The sequence below is a fragment of the Ruegeria sp. BG9 genome (assembly GCF_056538305.1).
In genome coordinates this window covers 210,020-228,450 of the sequence record NZ_JBQFSY010000005.1, presented here as the reverse complement: position 1 = coordinate 228,450, position 18,431 = coordinate 210,020, and the positions used below count along the sequence as shown (strand labels likewise).

General features: G+C 56.4%; 17 protein-coding genes. 3 read left to right on the top strand and 14 right to left on the bottom strand.

Annotation, left to right across the window (positions count from 1 at the left end; translation table 11 throughout):
• Positions 1-236: 236 nt before the first annotated feature.
• The 5 genes from ACR0I8_RS10645 to ACR0I8_RS10625 all read right to left on the bottom strand — a co-directional run bounded on the left by ACR0I8_RS10645 (position 237) and on the right by ACR0I8_RS10625 (position 4,277).
• Positions 237-500: a hypothetical protein gene (locus tag ACR0I8_RS10645; protein ID WP_170690408.1), complete on the bottom strand. Its 264-nt coding sequence runs from the start codon at positions 498-500 to the stop codon at positions 237-239.
• A 413-nt stretch (positions 501-913) separates the two neighbouring features.
• Positions 914-1,804 (bottom strand): DMT family transporter, encoded by an 891-nt coding sequence (locus tag ACR0I8_RS10640; protein ID WP_170690406.1) that lies wholly within the window; start codon positions 1,802-1,804, stop codon positions 914-916.
• Between the two features lie 58 nt (positions 1,805-1,862).
• The gene (wrbA, locus tag ACR0I8_RS10635; RefSeq protein ID WP_170667022.1) at positions 1,863-2,486 is read right to left on the bottom strand and encodes an NAD(P)H:quinone oxidoreductase; all 624 of its coding nucleotides are present in this window, start codon (positions 2,484-2,486) and stop codon (positions 1,863-1,865) included.
• Positions 2,487-2,592: 106 nt separating this feature from the next.
• Positions 2,593-3,480, bottom strand: a complete 888-nt coding sequence (locus ACR0I8_RS10630; RefSeq protein WP_170690405.1) for a LysR family transcriptional regulator — start codon at positions 3,478-3,480, stop codon at positions 2,593-2,595.
• Between the two features lie 341 nt (positions 3,481-3,821).
• Positions 3,822-4,277 carry an Lrp/AsnC family transcriptional regulator gene (locus tag ACR0I8_RS10625; RefSeq protein ID WP_170423874.1) on the bottom strand — a complete coding sequence of 152 codons (456 nt, stop codon included), beginning with the start codon at positions 4,275-4,277 and terminating at the stop codon, positions 3,822-3,824.
• 115 nt (positions 4,278-4,392) lie between these two features.
• Here ACR0I8_RS10625 and ACR0I8_RS10620 point away from each other — a divergent pair, with 115 nt between their 5' ends.
• Together ACR0I8_RS10620 and ACR0I8_RS10615 are read left to right on the top strand one after the other, a co-directional pair.
• On the top strand, positions 4,393-5,592 hold the full coding sequence (locus ACR0I8_RS10620; RefSeq protein WP_170667018.1) for a methionine gamma-lyase: 1,200 nt from the start codon (positions 4,393-4,395) through the stop codon (positions 5,590-5,592).
• 14 nt (positions 5,593-5,606) lie between these two features.
• Positions 5,607-7,979 (top strand): 1-deoxy-D-xylulose-5-phosphate synthase N-terminal domain-containing protein, encoded by a 2,373-nt coding sequence (locus ACR0I8_RS10615; RefSeq protein ID WP_170690403.1) that lies wholly within the window; start codon positions 5,607-5,609, stop codon positions 7,977-7,979.
• A gap of 510 nt (positions 7,980-8,489) precedes the next feature.
• On the opposite strand, the gene ACR0I8_RS10610 is transcribed toward ACR0I8_RS10615, so the two are convergent.
• The 9 genes from ACR0I8_RS10610 to ACR0I8_RS10570 form a co-directional block, all read right to left on the bottom strand.
• Positions 8,490-8,669 carry an NAD(P)/FAD-dependent oxidoreductase gene (locus ACR0I8_RS10610; protein ID WP_170377249.1) on the bottom strand — a complete coding sequence of 60 codons (180 nt, stop codon included), beginning with the start codon at positions 8,667-8,669 and terminating at the stop codon, positions 8,490-8,492.
• 266 nt (positions 8,670-8,935) lie between these two features.
• Positions 8,936-9,862, bottom strand: coding sequence for a 3-hydroxyacyl-CoA dehydrogenase NAD-binding domain-containing protein (locus ACR0I8_RS10605; protein WP_170690401.1), 927 nt, complete (start codon positions 9,860-9,862; stop codon positions 8,936-8,938).
• Entirely contained in the window at positions 9,862-10,608 is a 747-nt protein-coding gene (locus ACR0I8_RS10600) for an SDR family oxidoreductase (protein WP_170690400.1), read from the bottom strand. The genes ACR0I8_RS10605 and ACR0I8_RS10600 overlap by 1 nt, the downstream gene beginning before the upstream one ends.
• Positions 10,601-12,022 carry an aminobutyraldehyde dehydrogenase gene (locus tag ACR0I8_RS10595; RefSeq protein WP_480703135.1) on the bottom strand — a complete coding sequence of 474 codons (1,422 nt, stop codon included), beginning with the start codon at positions 12,020-12,022 and terminating at the stop codon, positions 10,601-10,603. Before ACR0I8_RS10595 ends, ACR0I8_RS10600 begins: the two co-directional genes overlap by 8 nt.
• A 12-nt stretch (positions 12,023-12,034) precedes the next feature.
• On the bottom strand, positions 12,035-12,964 hold the full coding sequence (kce, locus tag ACR0I8_RS10590) for a 3,5-dioxohexanoate:acetyl-CoA acetone transferase (protein ID WP_170690397.1): 930 nt from the start codon (positions 12,962-12,964) through the stop codon (positions 12,035-12,037).
• Positions 12,965-13,118: 154 nt separating this feature from the next.
• Positions 13,119-13,913 carry an SDR family oxidoreductase gene (locus tag ACR0I8_RS10585; protein ID WP_170690395.1) on the bottom strand — a complete coding sequence of 265 codons (795 nt, stop codon included), beginning with the start codon at positions 13,911-13,913 and terminating at the stop codon, positions 13,119-13,121.
• A gap of 1 nt (position 13,914) precedes the next feature.
• On the bottom strand, positions 13,915-15,447 hold the full coding sequence (gene betC, locus ACR0I8_RS10580) for a choline-sulfatase (RefSeq protein WP_170690393.1): 1,533 nt from the start codon (positions 15,445-15,447) through the stop codon (positions 13,915-13,917).
• Positions 15,448-15,543: 96 nt separating this feature from the next.
• Positions 15,544-16,683, bottom strand: a complete 1,140-nt coding sequence (locus ACR0I8_RS10575) for a ring-hydroxylating oxygenase subunit alpha (protein WP_170690392.1) — start codon at positions 16,681-16,683, stop codon at positions 15,544-15,546.
• A 96-nt stretch (positions 16,684-16,779) separates the two neighbouring features.
• On the bottom strand, positions 16,780-17,817 hold the full coding sequence (locus ACR0I8_RS10570; protein WP_170690390.1) for a GlxA family transcriptional regulator: 1,038 nt from the start codon (positions 17,815-17,817) through the stop codon (positions 16,780-16,782).
• Positions 17,818-18,266: 449 nt separating this feature from the next.
• On the opposite strand from ACR0I8_RS10570, the gene ACR0I8_RS10565 reads away from it, so the two are divergent.
• The gene (locus tag ACR0I8_RS10565; RefSeq protein ID WP_480524902.1) at positions 18,267-18,401 is read left to right on the top strand and encodes a hypothetical protein; all 135 of its coding nucleotides are present in this window, start codon (positions 18,267-18,269) and stop codon (positions 18,399-18,401) included.
• Positions 18,402-18,431 lie beyond the last annotated feature (30 nt).

Here is an 18,431-nt window from a genome sequence, read left to right as displayed (position 1 = left end):
TGTTCCGAGCCCTAAGTGACCAAGCATACCGCCGCACCTATGCCAGAAGACGAAGCACAGAAATGATAGCTACAAGACCGAAGAGCCCCTCGAATAATCGCCCGAAGAAATGCGCAAAACCAATCAGCGCTATCCGTATGTGAGAACGCCTTAGTGGATCGTCTCTTTTTCGGAACGATGCGGGCACAAGCGTAAGTAAATTGAGGCTTATGAGCTGACCAGACTCCATTAGTGCTTTAATCTCTGGCCTTTTTGTTTGGCGGCGAAAGCTCAGCGGCATCAAAACAAACAATAAAATTATCCAAATGAGGCCCAATAGATTTCTGTACTCGGTTGCGTCCATAGAACAGTTCCGACAATGATCCCACGACAACGCGGTTCATCGCACTAGAATTTGCAATCGTTCCAAGTGACTTGGATGTGAGAATTGGTTGGCGCAAAATACCCGTTCCAAAACAGTAAGCAATGGCGGCTTTGTTCGCATAGCTTTCGCGTTCCAACGCGGTTCGCCTTCAAGGGTGGTAGAGAAACGGCCCTTTCCAGTGCCAGAAACGCTGCCATCCAGCCACTGCCAGAACCCCGACCTTCGGTCCTTACGCGCCGTCTCTGTGCCCCCAGCCCGCCCCACAGTCGTCCCGATTATATCGCGCTTCTAGGTCAGACCGGGCGTGTCCTAGCGCTAAGGCGCCTTTGTTGTTTTCAGAGGAATGGCCGCAACGATATCCGCTACGTTTCGTTCGATAAATGTGCTCAGTTCGTTCACTACCGACATCCACCAACTACTGAATTGGCACTTAATATCTTCTAATTTATAATTCCCGCTGCGTTCTTAACGCATCTGGACTGTAGGACCGATAGACGTTTTCCAAGGTTTCGCGCGAGGTTGCAAAATAGGCCGTGGCGTCCTCCAATGTCATGCCGCGCATGCTGGTCTCCATTTTTTCAAACCCGAATTGTCCCTTCGACTCACGCTCTGGCCAACCACAACAGAACTAATAGCTATGACCGCTCCTATGGACTGGGTGAGGCTAAGCGTTTGCCCCAAATATACCCAGCCGAGCACGACAGCTGTTACAGGACTCATCATGCCAAGCATCGAGACTGCACCGGGCTCCAGGCGCGCTATACCACGAAACCAAAGAGCATAGGTTGCTGCAGCACCAATCAACCCGAGCCAAATCAGGCCGGCGACATTTGTCGCGCTGAGCGCAGGTAGAGGCGGTTCAAGGAACAGTGCGAGTGGCAGCAGTATCAAACCACCGGCTGTCAATTGCCACGCAGTGAAGCTTAGCGCCGAGACCGGAGGTTGCCATTTACGGCTGAGAACAGTGCCAGCAGCCATTGACGCGGCTCCTCCCAAACCCGCTACGATACCGATCCAATCAAGTTGTGCTTCTGGTCCGATCAACAGCAGAGACACACCCATTACGCCAGTCGCTGCGGCGCCGAGTGCACCAAGTCGGATTGGGGTTCCCAACCATCCCCACGCCATCAAAATCACGATCATCGCTTGCAACGATCCTAGGGTGGCGGCCACACCACCAGGCAGCCTATACGCAGCAACGAAGAGGAGCACCCAGAACAGAGCAAAGTTAAGACTGCCTAAGACGAAAGTTCGACCGAGCCATTCGCGCGGTGGAACGCAGCGCGTCACTGCAAGTAACAACAAGCCAGCAGGCAGAGCTCGTAACGCAGCCAGGGTAATCGGATAGCCAGCCGGGAGCGCTTCGGTAGCTACCAGATAGGTGCTTCCCCATACCGCTGGGGCGAGTGAGGTGAGAAGAATATCGGTTAAGCGTGACATGGTATGTCTCCCGGCTTAGGCGTTTGAGAATTTGAGTGAGACGTCAGACGCGCGCAGGTTACGCTGCTTCCGCTTGCAGATTTGATCCAGCGAGGCACGCTGCAATCCTTGCAACATGAGCGCCCTGGAACCGCGCTCCGGCCAGGTCAGTTTCCGTAGGCGTGCGGGAACCATCAGCACCGGCGATCGTTCCGGCACCATATGGTGCGCCGCCAATGATTTCTTCTGATGTAGTCTGACCAGCAAATGTGTAGGGCATTCCGGCAATCAGCATACCGAAGTGTTGCAGCGGAACTTGCGTTGTAAGAAGGGTCGCCTCGTGCCCACCATGCTGCGAACCCGTAGATGCAAAGACCGCCCCGACTTTACCAACCAGAGCATTCCTGGCCCAAAGCCCGCCGGCCTGATCCAGGAACGACTTCATTTGACCGGCCATCATGCCAAATCGGGTCGGCGTTCCCAGAATTATTGCATCATAGCTTTCCAGGTCTGTCGGCGAGGCAATAGGTGTATCATCGACGACATAGCCGGCCTTTTGGCGGACTTCTTCAGGGACGGTTTCGGGCACACGCCGAACATCAACTTCGATGCCAGGAACACTTCTGGCGCCTTCAGCCTCGGCACCGGCCAATGCGCGGACGTGGCCATAGCTTGAGTAGTAGAGAACGAGAATACGTGACATAGGATACCTCTCAGGGCTGTGACTTGTTCCCTGAGAGAATGGAATTTGTTACGCCGCCAATTAAGTCGCGCTCTTTGACATCACTCTTTAACTGTATTGAACAATGTCACGACCTGAGAGCCAGGCGCAGATGATCAAGAAAGGCTTTGACCTTTGCGTCCATTCCCAAGCGAGATGCTGTAACGGCGAATACTTCCGGCGCAGGCAGTTCATGGTCAGGAAGAACTCTCACCAAGGCCCCGCTAGCTTCAGGAGCATCAGAGACGAACTCGGGCAGAGTTCCGATACCTTGCCCCGCTATCAGCAGATCCCGCAAAACGAGGCTGTTGCCAACCCTCACACGTGGATCAAGCTCCAATGTTGTGACACCATTGGCGGCCGAGAGCTTCCAGCTCGTCAAATGATCAGCAAGCAAAAAGCCAATCATCGCGTGATTATTCAGATCCGCCGGCTGGGTCGGCGTCCCGCATCGCTCCAAATAGTCAGGAGACGCAAAAATCCGTTGTCGCATCACGCCGATCCGTCGCGCAACAAGGGCCGAATCCGGCATGGCAGCGCGGATGCGTATAGATAGATCGAACCCGCCCTCGACCATATCGATCACCTTGTCGTCCATCGAAAGCGTAAATCGCAAATCGGGATAGGCTTCCAAAAACTCGGGCAGCATCGGTGCAATAACGGTTTGACCGAAAGAGCTTGATGCATTCACCCGAAGGTGCCCGCGCACTGCTTTTGAACCATCCCTGATGGTTTGTTCCGTTTTTTCAACCGCATCGAGGATTCCAATTGCATCTTGGTAATAAAGGCTGCCTGTTTCAGTCAGTGACATGGATCGGGTCGTTCTGGTCAGAAGGACGGTTCCCAGACTTTCCTCCAGAAGCTTGATTTCTCTGCTGAGAAGCGCAGGAGAAACACCAAGGTCTTCCGCCGCACGAGCAAAGCTGCCGCGTTCAACGATACGGCGAAAAGCTTGCATGACTGACAGTTTGTCCAACTCTTGGCCCCCGAGCAGTTTTTTGAGCCGCCCAGTTGGGCGTAACGACTTGCAAGTTATACGACTGCGTCACTGGTGCGAAGGGGCGACGCGCCTGTGTTTCTTGCGGTGATTTCCGGGCGATTGCAGAAGATGCAGAAAGGTGCCTCAAGGGTTCAATGAAGCTTCTCTCTTGAAGTCGCCACACGAACTTCCAAAGGAACAACAGAACATACAATCAAAGTACAGCCTTCAATACGCTTTACTGCTAATCACAGGCTATCCAAAGAGCACTTAGAAGCAACGGAGCATAAAAAAGTCTAGGTAGGCATTCGGAGATAATCCATTCTAACGCGGTCCATCTATCCGGGTGGAAAAATAGCGGTCTTTTTTACCGTTCCATAGACAAAGCTGGTATCGATCGAGGCTATCCCACCGATCGGATGAATTCGGTGGCGAATAAATTCCTCGTAGGCCTCGAGATCCGATACCAAAACCCGCAACTGGTAGTCCATTGCCCCTGTCAATACGTGGCATTCAAGAACTTCATCGATCATCCGAACGCGTTTCTCGAAGTTCTGAACATCCGTTTCGTTGTGTCGCTCCAACCTGATACGCACGAAGACGGTAATGGCCATCCCATACGCGGCAGCGTCAACGTCGGCGCTGTATCCCTTTATCACTCCGTTGGCTTCTAGGTTTTTGACCCGGCGCAAACACGGTGAGGGAGACAGGTTCACCTCGTCGGCAAGATCCTGGTTCGTCATGCGCCCGTCCCGCTGAAGCGCTCGAATGATCTGCCTATCCTTAGCGTCCATTTATCCCTCTTGCTTAGCAGAATATGCCAATATCACCACTCATGTTGGTATATTTCGCAACCATTAGCCCAAAGTAAAGGCGCAAACTAGCTTCAGCATGATTCAGGAGCTTCTAATGACTCGTCCAACCGGATTTGCCACCCGCGCCATTCACCACGCTTATAACCCTCTGGAAAATGACGGTGCGCTGACACCACCGCTGCATTTAACGTCCACGTTTACGTTTGAAACCGCAGAGGCTGGTGGAGAGATGTTCGCCGGCGAGCGTGAAGGTCATATCTACAGCCGTATTTCAAACCCCACATGCGACCTTCTTGAACAACGCATTGCCGCGCTTGAGGGGGCCGAGGCTGGACTGGCGCTCTCAAGCGGCATGGGGGCGATCACGGCAGTGCTTTGGACCCTGCTGTCACCAGGTGACGAAGTCATCGTGGATAAAACTCTTTATGGCTGCACCTTCGCCTTCATGCGTCATGGTTTGGCGAAATGGGGGGTCACCATCACACATGTCGACATGACAGACCCTGAGAACCTTAAAGCGGCTGTTTCTGACAAAACCCGCGTTGTCTATTTTGAAACTCCGGCCAATCCGAACATGCGTTTGGTGGACATCGCCGCGAGCGCCGCAATTGCGCATTCAGTCGGCGCAACGGTCGTCGTCGATAACACTTACGCCAGCCCGTATCTGACCCGCCCGATCGAGCACGGTGCAGATATCGTTCTACACTCCGCCACCAAATACCTCGGCGGCCATGGAGATGTGGTTGCCGGTCTGGTGGTAGGAACCGCCGAACAGATTGCTGAGATCCGCCTTGTTGGGATGAAGGACATGACCGGCGCGGTAATGGCCCCTTTCAACGCGATGCTGATCCTGCGTGGCCTGAAGACACTGAACCTGCGTTTGGATCGTCACTGTGCGTCCGCCAAGGTCGTCGCAGATTTCCTCAAAGCACATCCCGCCGTCAGCGAGGTTTTTTTCCCCGGGCTTGAGAGTTTCGCCCAGCACGAGGTAGCGCAGCGACAGATGTCCCAACCGGGCGCTATGATAGCGTTTGAGGTCAAGTCCGGTCTGTCTGGTGGAATTGAATTCATGAACCGCCTGAACATGATCCAGCGCGCAGTGTCCCTGGGCGATGCGGAAACCCTGATCCAGCACCCCGCATCCATGACCCATTCGACGTATACCCCGGAAGAGCGGGCCGAGCATGGGATCAGCGATGGCCTGATCCGTCTGTCCGTCGGGCTGGAGGATGTCGAAGATATCCTTGCAGACCTGGAACAAGCTTTGCCCTACCCTGCTCGCAGCGCCGCCTAAACCCGGAGACCAACATGCACATCGATCCCACCCAACTGAAGATCGTCGAACAGCGCCTGTTGTGGTTGTCTCATTGGATGATCCACCATGCCAACCATGTCCGACCAAAGGTGGATGGGATCAAAATCGGTGGCCATCAGGCTTCGTCCGCTTCGATGGTATCGATCATGACAGCGCTCTACTTCTCGGCCTTACGTCCTGAGGATCGGGTAGCAGTTAAACCCCATGCCTCTCCGGTTTTTCATGCGATGCAATATCTGATGGGCAATCAGACGCGTGAGAAGATGGAGAACTTCCGCGGATTTGGCGGCGTGCAAAGCTATCCGAGCCGAACCAAGGATATCGACGATGTTGATTTCTCGACCGGGTCGGTTGGATTGGGTGTCGCGATCACCTCGTTTGCCCAAATCATTCAAGACTACATCAAGGCCAAAAGCTGGGGCTCAGACGCGCCAATGGGACGTATGGTAGCCCTGGTAGGCGACGCCGAACTGGATGAAGGCAACGTCTATGAGGCATTACAAGAAGGCTGGAAAAACGACCTACGAAACACGTGGTGGATCATCGATTACAACCGACAGTCGCTGGACGGTATCGTCCGGGAAGGACTGTTTGAACGGATCGAGAAAATCTTCGATGCTTTCAGCTGGAATGTCGTTCGTGTGAAATTTGGCGTCTTGCAACGCGCGGCCTTTGAAGAGCCCGGCGGCGACCGCCTGCGTGATTGGATCGACGCTTGCCCCAACCAGGATTACTCCGCTTTGACTTTCATGGGTGGTGCGAATTGGCGACAGCGCCTCATGGACGATCTGGGGGATCAGGGGGATGTGACCGCCTTGATTGAAAGGCGGACGGATGCAGAGCTCGCGGCCCTTATGGAGAACCTCGGCGGCAACTGCGTCGAGACCATGGCCCAAACATTTGCCGACATCGATCATGATCGCCCAACATGTTTCCTGGCCTACACAGTCAAAGGATGGGGCACCCCAATTGCAGGCCACAAGGACAACCACGGCGGGCTGATGAACAATAGCCAGTTTGCCGCGTGGCAATCGCATATGGGTGTGCCAGAAGGCGAAGAATGGGAGCCACTTGCGACAGTGCAAGACCCAGACGCGCTCAAGGGTTTTCTGGCCAGCACCCCGTTCTTTGCCAAAGGTCCGCGCCGCTATTTTGATGACAAGCTGGATGTGCCTCCAATCGGGATCGACACCAACCGCGAAATCTCGACACAGATGGCGTTTGGCAAGATTCTTGACGATCTATCAAAAGGCGACAGCCCATTGGCCGAACGCATAATGACGACCTCCCCAGATGTGACAGGCACAACAAGCCTTGGTCCTTGGGTTAACCGGCGCAAACTGTTCGCCCGATCCGAGCAATCCGACGCCTTCATAGAACACCGGATCCCTTCGACGGCAAAATGGGAATTCACTCCGGAAGGGCAGCATATCGAGCTTGGTATCGCCGAAATGAACCTCATGTTGCTTCTGGGAGCTGCGGGTCTGTCGCATTCCCTGTTCGGTAAGCGGCTGATCCCAATTGGCACCGTCTATGATCCGTTTGTCAGCCGCGGTCTCGATGCGCTGAATTACGCCTGTTATCAGGACGCGCGTTTCATGCTGGTTGGCACACCTTCGGGCATCACACTCGCCCCGGAAGGTGGAGCACACCAATCCGTTGGAACACCGCTCATCGGTATGAGCCAAGACGGTTTGGCCGCTTTTGAACCCGCCTTTGCCGACGAGCTGGCGGTGATTATGGAATGGGCCTTCGATTACCTGCAGCGCGATGGCGAAGGGCAACCGGATGAGCGCACATGGCTACGTGATCAAACCGGAGGCTCCGTCTATATGCGCCTGACCACCAACCCGATTGAACAGCCCGGAAAACGTGTCGACCAAGAGTTCCGCCAAGGTGCCATTGATGGGGCCTATTGGTTGCGAAAACCCGGGCCCAATTGCGAAGTTGTAATTGCCTATCAAGGAGCAGTCGCGCCGGAGGCAATCAAGGCCGCCGGTATGATTGGTGAAGGCCGTCGCGACATAGGTGTATTGGCCGTGACATCCGCAGATCGCCTGAATGCCGGATGGACCGCCGCTCAACGGGCACGTTCGCGCGGCAACCAAGCGGCACGCTCCCACATCGAAACCCTTATGTCCGACCTTCCGCCACACTGCAAGCTCGTCACCGTTATCGATGGTCATCCTGCAACTCTATCCTGGCTCGGGGCAGTGCTTGGACATCAGACTATTCCAATGGGTGTCGAGCACTTTGGTCAGACCGGAACAATCGGCGATCTATATCGCCACCATTGCATTGACGCAGACGCTATCCTAGAGAAAGTGAATGGACTGACCCATGGCAGAACTCTTCACCGTGCATAAGTGGGCTTGATCTGGGCAACAATGCATAGAACAAACTAGCATCGAACATAGAGAGCTGGATGACCTACTGAAAAACAAGAGCTTACCAAGATACGACAGGGGCCGGGTTTACTCGCAATGAAACCGCAACGTTATCGCAGCGCTATCTGCTACTGAAGTGCAATGGTTGGCACTCAAGGCCCTTACTTTATTTACTTTCACCCCAGGAGCTCGCCTTCGGGTGGCAGGGGTCGGAGGTTCGAATCCTCTCACTTCGACCAGTTTTCATAATAATTACAGAATGTTGCCGCGATAACTTTAATCTAATTGCAGTTGCCTATTGTTTCGCGCTGCGCTGGGATGGCACGAAAATAAAAACCGTCTCAATTATGAAAATTATTTCTCCGTGAAGCGCCCCTCACAATTGAAATCTGCACGATTGTCAAAAGCAAAGCCTTAAGGCGATCTCCCTCACGCTAAAATCGTAGGTTCTTCAAGTCCGCATCCGTCCGACTTTTTATCTGTAGACTACTACTTAATCGGCACCAAGACATCCAAACGTCGACTTGCTGCCTCGGCATCTGTCGGATCGCGCATGGTCAACACGCCGTTCAGGTTACGCCCAACGACATCTGGCAAGCGCGGCGAGGGAGAGCCAGTTGTCAGCACCAGATGATCATCGAAGACGGAGCCGTCTGTTTCGGTGCGCACCTAACTGTTTACCCGGTCTATTTCCACATCACGGCAGCCTGTGCGCAGAGTGATGTCATTCTCACCGCAATACCCTTCAGACCGCAGAAGCAAACGCGCGCGCCATCCCGCCCAGAAGAAGCACCTTGACACCAGAGGGCGTTGATAGGGCAGCGCGGCTCCTCTCCGACCAGCGTGATCGGCTCTTAATGCCCGCGCTCACGCAGGTCAGCGCAGACCGAAAACCCGGCCCGCCCGGGGCCAATAGCCACAACGTGGTTCATCAACTAACGCAAACCTGAAGTGGCTTTCTGCATCGCCAGGATCAACGCGTCGCGTTTTGCCGACAGCTCGGCTGGGCTTTGCCCGCGTGTCTCGTCGCGCACACCTTGGATCAAGATGCGCGAAACATCGTCATCCAGATGCACCTGTCCCAGATCATCCCACCAGCTGTTAAACGTGTCGGTGAAATGGTCGCAAAACGCCTGAAGCCCGCCTGCGCCCGCGCCCAGGTTGAACAGCATGGTTGGCCCCATCGCGGCCCAACGCAGGCCGGGTCCTGCCCAGACTGCCTTGTCCACGTCTTCGACGCTCGCCACGCCTTCGACCACCAATGAAATCGCTTCGCGCCAGATTGCGGCTTGCAGGCGGTTCGCGACGTGGCCGTTCTTTTCCTTGTTCACCCGGATGGTAACCTTTCCCACTGCTTCGTAAAACCGTTCGGCCCCGTCCACCGCCGCCGGGTCGGTAAGGTCATTGCCCAGGATTTCCACCAACGGGATCAGGTGGGGCGGATTGAACGGGTGCCCCAGCACGAAGCGTGCGGGGTCTTTCCAGCCTTCCTGCATCTGGCTCAGCATCAGGCCCGAGGCCGAACTGGCGACAATGGCCTGCGGGTCTAGAACCGGCTCGATCTCGGCAAAGGTGCTGTGTTTAATAAGCAGGCGTTCAGGCACGTTTTCCTGGATGAACGCGGCTCCGGCGACTGCCTTGGCGGCACTGTCGTGAAAGCTGATTGCGTCAGGGGCGCCGTTCTCGGTCAGTCCCAGCTCGGTCAGGGTTGGCCAGGCCATCTCGACATAGTCGCGCACCTGCTTTTCCACCTTCGACGCCGGATCGAACACCGCAACCGAACGTCCAGAAGCCAAGAAAAGCGCCGCCCAGCTGGCCCCGATGACTCCACCACCAAGGCAGGCCGTATGTGCAAATTCCATCAGAACAATCCCGGGTTGAGGGGCGAGGCAGCAGTCATGCCGCCATCGACTGTGAAACATTCGCCAGACACATAAGCCGACTGATCCGAGGCCAGCCAACTTACCATGTTGGCAATGTCGGCGGGTTCCCCGAACCGGCCCACCGGGTGGCGGGCCAATGCGTCGGCCATGGCTTTCTGCGGGTCTTTTGCCAGTGCAAACCCGTCCTCGGCCATCTCCGTCATGATCCAGCCCGGGCGGATCGCGTTGCAGCGTACTTTTGGCCCGTGATCAACGGCAATCGAGCGGGTCAGCCCGTGTACAAAGGCCTTGGACGCATTGTAAAGCGCCATGTTTGGGTCCGCGACCATGCCGGAGATTGACCCGATATTGATGATGTTGCCGCCATGTTCGGCCATATCCAACAAGGCCACGCGGCACATGTTGAACACGCCTTTGCAGTTCACGTTCATCACCAGATCCCAATCGTCATCATCGCTGTCGGCCACGGTTTTTTCGACCTGAACGCCTGCGTTGTTGACCAACAAGGTGACTCGACCGAATGCGTTGTTTGCGGCTTTGATCAGCATCGCCGCATCGCCGGATTTCGACACATCCGCCGTGACCCAAACGACCGCATCCGGCATGTCCTCAGGCCGGACGCCGCGTCCGCATGTGACAACATCAAAACCGTCTGCCAACAGCCGGTCCACAATAGCCCGGCCAATCCCCCGGCTTCCGCCGGTAACAATCGCGCAATTATCCATGAGCGATCATCACATGTCTGACGGCGGTGTAGGCATCGAGTGCAAAGACGCTCATATCACAGCCGGTTCCCGAAGATTTCATCGCTGCCCAGGGCATCTCCGGGGTCGCGACGCCGTGGGTATTCACCCAGGTAAATCCGTAACGCAGTTTCGCCGACATCCGCATCGCCCGTCCGGTATTGTTGGTCCAGACCGACGAAGCCAGCCCGAACGGCCCGGCATTGGCAACCCGCAGCGCCTCGTCCTCGTCGCTGAACCGCGAGATCGTGACGACGGGGCCAAAGATCTCGTTGCAGAACACTTCCGCATCATGGGGCACATTCGCGAGCACTGTGGGTTCATAGAAGAAGCCGGGGCCGTCGATCATCCTGCCACCCGCGACAACCTCGCAAGTGTCGCGCGCCCGGTCGACAAATCCGGCCACGGAGTTGCGTTGTCCGGCCGAGATGATCGGGCCCATTTCCGTGCCCTCAGTCTTTTGCGCACCAACCTTGATCTGCCCAACCTGATTGAGCACAGCGGCGACCACCTTGTCATAGACGGCATCCTGCACCAGCAAGCGGCAGGGTTGCGCGCAATCCTGACCGGCGTTGAAGAACGAGCCATAGCGCACGGTTTCTGCAACCGCGTCGATATCGGCATCGTCAAAGACGATCACGGGGGCCTTGCCGCCCAGCTCCAGATGCACGTGGCGGATCTGACGCGAGGCCGCTTTCATCGCCTCGGCCCCAGTCGCATTGGACCCGGTGATTGAAATCGCCTCGGTGCGCGGGTCGTTGATCATCTGGCTGCCGATCTCACGGCCCGAACCGTGTAGAACGTTCACGACGCCTTTGGGGGCGATGTCTGCAATCAGCTCGGCGGCCTTCAATGTGGAAAGTGGCGTGAGCTGAGAGGGTTTCAGCGTCACGGAACAGCCCGCCGCCAAAGGCGCAGCCAGCTTCCAGGCGGCCATCATCAAAGGGTAGTTCCAGGGCGCAATCGCCGCCACTGGTCCGACCGGATCTTTGCGGATCATGCTAGTGTGGCCGGCTACGTATTCGCCCGCCGTCACCCCGGTCATAGTGCGCGCGGCACCGGCGAAAAAGCGGAAGGTGTCCAGCGTCAGCGGGGTTTCATCGTTCAGCGCCGAGTGCCAAGGCTTGCCTGCGTCCAGACTTTCCAACTCGGCCAACTCCTCGATATTGGCTTGAAGGACATTGGCGATATCTGTCAACAGTTGCGACCGCTCCGCCGGGCTGGTCTGCCCAAACGTGTCAAACGCCTCATGCGCGGCGGCAGCTGCGGCGTCTGCTTGTTCCGAGGTGGCGGCATTGACGGCGCAAATCTCTTCTCCGGTTGCCGGGTTCAGGACCGGGATCGCCGCCCCGTCTCCTTCGACAAGCTCGCCATTGATCAACATCTTTGTCTGCATGTGCTCCCCTCCTTAGAATGCGACCTGATCGCCGCCCTTCAGACCCAGACGCGCGCGCGCCTCGGCGGGGGTGGCAACCTGAAGCCCCAAATTTTCGACAATCTCCCGAATTTTGCGAACCTGCTGGGCGCTGGACACAGCTTTCTCTCCGGGTCCGATATATAGGCTGTCTTCCATACCCACACGCACGTTCCCCCCAAGCAAAGCGCTTTGCGTGGTGAACGGCATCTGGTGACGCCCGGCGGCCAGCACCGACCATTCATAGTCATCACCAAACAGTTTGTTGGCAATGGTGTGCATGTGCATCAGGTTGTCCAGATCAGCCCCAACCCCGCCCAAGATGCCAAACACCATCTGCACGAAAATCGGCCCCTCGATCCAACCCTGATCAATGATCCAAGCAAGGTTATAGAGGTGGCCAAGGTCATAACATTCGAACTCGAAACGCGTACCGTGGCCCTGACCGAGTTCCTTTAGGCAGTATTCGATATCCGCGAAGGTGTTGCGGAAGATGAAATCGCGGGTCATGTCCAGGAATTCGGGCTCCCAGTCATGCTTCCAGTTCGAATACTTGTCCTTCATCGGGAAAATGCCGAAGTTCATCGACCCGATATTCATGCTTGCCATTTCCGGGCTGGCGACCGTTGCGGCGCGCAGGCGTTCTTCACGAGACATGCCCAACCCACCGCCCGTAGAGACATTCATGACCACATCTGTCGCCTGCTTGATGCGCGGCAGGAAATCCATGAACAGGTCGGGGTTCGGGTCGGGCTTGCCGGATTCCGGGTCGCGCGCATGCAGGTGGATGATCGAGGCGCCGGCCTCGGCGGCCTCGATGCTGGCGGTTGCGATCTCGCTCGGAGTGACCGGCAGGTGCTCCGACATGGTGGGGGTGTGAATGCCGCCTGTAGGCGCGCAGGTGATGATGACGGGCTTGGTCACGTGATTGGCTCCTCGAAGGTCTTAGGGACAACTAAGAGGTGGCGTGGGTTCTCTGGCATGCCCCAGATCGGCTTTCGCCAAGCCATCTCTCCAAACGCGAACAGAGGCATCCCAGCAGCGACCTCTGGCTCTTGAGAGCGCAGCGCTTCTGACATCACAGTCTCATCTGCTGGACTTGCGCAGACAGTCCGCCGTCCAATACCCAAAGTTGACCGCTCGCATAGCGGGCCTCGTCCGAGGCGAGCCAGTTGACAAGGTTCGCGATATCCTCGGGCGTGCCATAGGTGCGCATCGGGTGTACGTCGCGAACAGCCTGTTGCAGCTCGTCAATCGACTTGCCTCCGCCGCCGGACCCGTCGCCGGTGAAGAAACTTTGCAGCATTGGTGTGTCTATATAGCCCGGGCAGATCGCGTTTACGCGGATGCCCTCAGGGCCGTGGTCACAAGCCATGGCGCGGGTCAGCGCATGCACCGCGCCCTTGGTGGCACAATAAGCCGCAAGGCCGGGATCGGCGATGAACCCGTCATAGCTACCAAAATTGATGATGCTGGCCGAAGCGCCGATCTTCGCCGCCGCGCGCATCAGGGGCAAGGCGTATTTCGATGTCAGGAAGGTTCCGGTGCAGTTTACAGCGAAGCTCTGGTTCCATTCCTCAAGCGTGGTGTCTTCGATGGTCTTCTCGATCTCAATCCCGGCGGCGTTCACCAGAATATCGAGCTTGCCTCCGTCAGCCTCGATCCTCGCCATCGCAGCTTTTACCGCAGCCTCGTCTGCCACGTTCATCGCAACAAAGCGGCTGCCATCATCGTCATGTTTGGTCAATGATCCTTGTGGTGTCAGATCGGCGGTATAGACAATAGCACCTTCGCGCAGAAAGCGCGCGACGATGGCCCGACCAATCCCTCCACGACCACCAGTTACGAGGGCGATTTTTCCCTGTAGTTTCATATTAGTCGTCCTTTTGTGGCGGGAACCGATAACGGCCTGCGGCTTCGGTCCAATCCATATGATTGCGCACATATTGCTGGCTGGCATCAGAGGGTGGGTTGTAATCCCAATGCTCACCAGCATCGGCTTCCATCGCCGCATGAAGCGCGCGGCGGGATTTCTGCGTAGCGATCACATCTGTGCGCAGCTGGTCGCTGTTCCAGCGGGCTCTGACTTCGGCGGCAAAGCCTGCAGCGGCTTCGGCATAGGCTGGATCAGCAGCGACATTCACCTTCTCCAACGGGTCAACCGACAGGTCATAAAGCTGTGGTGGATCGATGTCGCAATGGATGTATTTCAGTGGCCCGCGTCGGATCATGAAGACCGGCCAGGGGGTCATTTCGGCGCAGTATTCACCGATCGCCTCGTCCACCGGGTCGAGCTCACCGCGCGCTAGTGGCATTAGTGATCGACCGTCGACCGTTTCACCAAACATCTCCGGGGTGCCGCCTCCGATATCAACAAAGGTGGGCAACAGATCCAGTAGCGAACAGGCGTTGGGCGCGCGGCCCTTGGCCACCCCCGGCCCGGCCATGATCAAGGGCACGCGAGCCGAGTGTTCGAAGAAGTTCATCTTGTACCACAGGCCGCGCTCTCCCAGCATGTCGCCGTGATCTGCAGTGACAATGACGATGGTGTTGTCCAGCTCGCCAATGTCTTTGAGAGTCTTGACGATCTTGCCTACCTGACTGTCGAAGAAGCTGACATTGGCCAGATAGGCACGGCGGGCGCGCCGGACTTCTTCGTGTGTCAGAGGTATATAGCTGGCTTCGATCCCATCCATGACGCGACGCGAGAACGGGTCTTGGTCTTCAGGCGATAACGTGAACTCGGGCATGTCGACGTCATCATCGTCATAGAGGTCCCACCATTCCGGCTGCGCAATATAGGGATCATGTGGGTGAATGAAACTGGCGACCATACAGAAAGGCGCTTCCGATCCGTGCGCCCGATCGCGCCCGCGATCTATCAGCCAGCGGCGCGCGGCAAAGCCGACCTCGTCGTCATAGTCGGTCTGGAAGGTGGCGACGGCCACGCCGCTTTCCTTGACCGTCTGCATGTTGTGGTACCACTTGTCGATGCGCTCATCATGGGCCTCCCAATCGGGCGTCCAAGCGAAATCGGACGGGTAGATGTCGGTCGTCACCCGGTCCTGAAACCCGTGTTTCTGGTCGGGGCCTACAAAGTGCATCTTGCCCGACAGGCAGGTGTGATAGCCCAACGTTTTCAGGTAATGCGCGAATGTTGGCACGCTGGCGCGGAATTCGGAGGCATTGTCGTAGGCGGCGATACGGCTGATCAACTGGCCGGACATGAAGGCAAACCGGGAAGGTGCGCAAAGTGGTGAGTTGCAATAGGCCGCATCAAATCGCATCCCGCGCGCGGCCAGCGTATCGATATGCGGTGTCTTGGCGACCGGGTGGCCGTAGGCCCCGCAAAATTGCGGTGCCAATTGGTCGGCCATCACGACGACGATATTTGGTATTCTTGGCAAAATGCTGTTCCTCCCTGCCTGCCAATATGCGGTGACTGCGCGCGTTCAGTCACGAGCGGGGAGGAGGTTGGAACTGCATTCTTTTGGAAAACTGACTCACCCGGCGGCCCTTTTGTATGCGTCCAAAACAAGACCGTGGAAATGGTGCACCGCATGTTCCGACATGCCCGAGCCATCAGGGTCGTTCACGATGCGGCCCGCGTCGAAGGCTGGAGTGTTCATCCCCTTCTGCACGCTTTCAACGATGTTGATGTCTTCAACCTGCAATACTTCATCCAGATAGCGGATCGTTTCGACCTCGGCCTCGTTTGGCTGCTTGGTCTCAAGGAAGAAGTCGTAGGTTTCCAGCGTCCGATCGGGGCCTGCAGGGATGATGTTGAGGATGATCATCGACGACCGACCCGGATACCGCATGATGCAGGTGTTGGGCCATAGCCACCAAACGGCATGGGTTTTCACCGTGGCATTCGACACGTCATAAGCGCTGTTGGTCGTGTTGCCCGCGTCTGCCATGTGACTGGAATAGATGCCGTGCGTGGTCACCTTGTAGGTGTCCATATCGACAAGTTCGCAAAAATCCTTGTGGGCGGTCGGACAGTGGTAGCACTCCAAGAAATTGTCGACCACGTTCTTCCAGTTGGACTTGATGTCATAGGTCAGTCTATGAGCAAATGTCAGCTCTTCGATATCCGGCGCCCAGTGGCGGATTTCTGTTTCCAGATCGCCGGACAGCTCCGACAGGGGTGAGGCCTCTCGATCCAGGTTTACATAAACAAACCCACAGAATTCCTCTACCTGCACCTCGTCCAGACAAATCTCCTTGGGCTCGAAACCATCCAGATTCTCGGTATGCGGGGCACGCACCAGCTGTCCATCCAACTTGTAAACCCAGGCGTGATAAGGGCACATGATGCGGGTTGTGTTGCCCTCGCCCGACAAAAGCTCATGGGCGCGATGTTTGCAGACATTGTAGAACGCACGCAGAACGCCTTCCCGATCACGTACCACAGCTACCGGCTGACCAGCGATCTCGATCGTGACAAAGCTGCCTGGTTTGCGCAGCTTTTCGACATGGCAGACCCATTGCCACGTCTTGGCGATGATCTCGCGCAGGTCCACAGCGTGCCAAGCTGGATCCGTATAGGCCTCGGCCCGCAGCGAAAACGAACTGGATGGGTTTTCGTGATAGCCCTTGGCAATATCCGCGAATTGCTGGGACGTCGGCTGTTCGGTCATTGCGGGCGTCTCCTGTGAACAAAACCCTGCCGAGTGACTCGGTCAGAGGTATAGGATCGCGTCTCTCAGACATGACCAATGTGCACAGATCGCCATCTACTTAACTTTATTCGCCACCCGCCTATCGGTCTTGCGGTGCATGGGCCAGGCTCGAAATTCAAAAGGAACGCGGCCTTCCACCCGATCATTGCGCGGTGACAGCCCAAACCGTTCGCGGTATGCGCGGCTGAAATGAACCTGGCTGGCAAAACCCGAGGCCACCGAAACCTCAAGCAAAGACATATCTGTCTGTGTCACCAGCCCGCGTGCACGGTCCAGCCGGATGTCACGATAATACATGGTTGGAGTTTTCTTGACGTGCCGCGCGAACAGCCGATTCAACTGGCGTTGTGACAGGTTTATGGAATCACAGATCTCGGGAATGCTTAGCGGTGTTTCCAGGTTCTGCTCCATCAACGCTATCGCCCGTTTTACCGCTGTGGGGGCCAGTTGACCCATCGGCTCGGCCAGTCCCGGACTTTGCATAGCGCCTTGGGGGCGCACGGTCTGGTGAAAAACGTATCGTGCTGCCGCATTGGCCAAAGCGTCGCCCTTGGTGCCCTTGATGATATGCAAGGCAAAATCCAAGGCTGCCGCGCCGCCGCAACAGGTGATGCGGGCCTTGTCGAATACGAACAACTCTTCACTGACCTCGACATTGGGATAGAGCTCTTTCATCGCGTCGATATGCTCATAGTGCACCGTGGCCCGACGCCCCTTGAGCAAACCAGCTTCGGCGAGGATGAAAGCCCCGGTGTCCAGCCCGCCCAGCGTGCTCCCTTGACCGGCCCAACGCCATAGCGACGTATGAAGCGGGGTCGAGTTGTAGGCTTCCGGCGCCCAACTAGACGAGACGATCACGAAATCCTTGCGCCCTTCCTGAACCTCGGCCAGCGCAATCGTGTCGATGGTCATCCCGTTGCTTGCAGTGCAAGGACCACCATGCAGGGATGCGATCTGCCAATGAAAACGTGCCTTGCCTTCGAGATAGTTTGCGGCGCGAAACGGGTCGATGAAACCCACTGTTGCTGCCATGTTGAAGTTTGGTGTTACCAGGACAAGAAGTGTCAGAATGTTGTTTGGTTGAGACGCCATGAGGCCATCTAGGTTAAATGGGCGTCGGGATTGGTCAAGACTATCATTTCGATCAGGACCAACACGTGTCGTCTTTTAGTCGCTGTTTAAAAAATGCCTGTCGGTCGAATTCGCATTCGGCTCATTTGGGCAAGAAATATTTCCCCTACATGCCAGCGATCTGAAAGGCCGCCTTTCTCAAATCGGCACAGGCTGGTTGGGGTTCAAAAGGTCTGTTCAGATTCAGCGCACAGAATGGTGATACGGTCCTTCTGAGTCGAATTTTCACGACATCATTTTAGTCATTGAGCGTTAGGGTACCGAGATGCGCTGTTGCTAACTTCGTCATACACCAAAAATGCCACAAACTTCGCCAAAATACACATGTGCGAACGACTCGGCAGACCTGAGATGACATGCTAGGTCGCCGGTTTTTCTAGCGTATGAGAGCCAAGTACAATTGATGGCCCGTGAAGGTTAACCACCACAATGCGAAGTGGTTCGGCACCGAATGGGATGGCAGGATGCGCTACCACAAGATCACCCCTGTTGGCCGCGATGATGACAGGTCGGAGTTCTTCAACTTTGTCGAGGCGTGGTGGTAACTCGAAGTAGATCCCCGAAGAAAGCGACAG

Bases quoted from the DNA above. Each gene is read 5' to 3' on its own strand.
- ACR0I8_RS10640 (WP_170690406.1), bottom strand. From the start codon at position 1,804: ATGTCACGCTTAACCGATATTCTTCTCACCTCACTCGCCCCAGCGGTA.
- wrbA (WP_170667022.1), bottom strand. From the start codon at position 2,486: ATGTCACGTATTCTCGTTCTCTACTACTCAAGCTATGGCCACGTCCGC.
- ACR0I8_RS10625 (WP_170423874.1), bottom strand. From the start codon at position 4,277: ATGGACGCTAAGGATAGGCAGATCATTCGAGCGCTTCAGCGGGACGGG.
- ACR0I8_RS10620 (WP_170667018.1), top strand. From the start codon at position 4,393: ATGACTCGTCCAACCGGATTTGCCACCCGCGCCATTCACCACGCTTAT.
- ACR0I8_RS10615 (WP_170690403.1), top strand. From the start codon at position 5,607: ATGCACATCGATCCCACCCAACTGAAGATCGTCGAACAGCGCCTGTTG.
- ACR0I8_RS10605 (WP_170690401.1), bottom strand. From the start codon at position 9,862: ATGGAATTTGCACATACGGCCTGCCTTGGTGGTGGAGTCATCGGGGCC.
- ACR0I8_RS10600 (WP_170690400.1), bottom strand. From the start codon at position 10,608: ATGGATAATTGCGCGATTGTTACCGGCGGAAGCCGGGGGATTGGCCGG.
- ACR0I8_RS10595 (WP_480703135.1), bottom strand. From the start codon at position 12,022: ATGCAGACAAAGATGTTGATCAATGGCGAGCTTGTCGAAGGAGACGGG.
- ACR0I8_RS10585 (WP_170690395.1), bottom strand. From the start codon at position 13,913: ATGAAACTACAGGGAAAAATCGCCCTCGTAACTGGTGGTCGTGGAGGG.
- ACR0I8_RS10575 (WP_170690392.1), bottom strand. From the start codon at position 16,683: ATGACCGAACAGCCGACGTCCCAGCAATTCGCGGATATTGCCAAGGGC.
- ACR0I8_RS10570 (WP_170690390.1), bottom strand. From the start codon at position 17,817: ATGGCGTCTCAACCAAACAACATTCTGACACTTCTTGTCCTGGTAACA.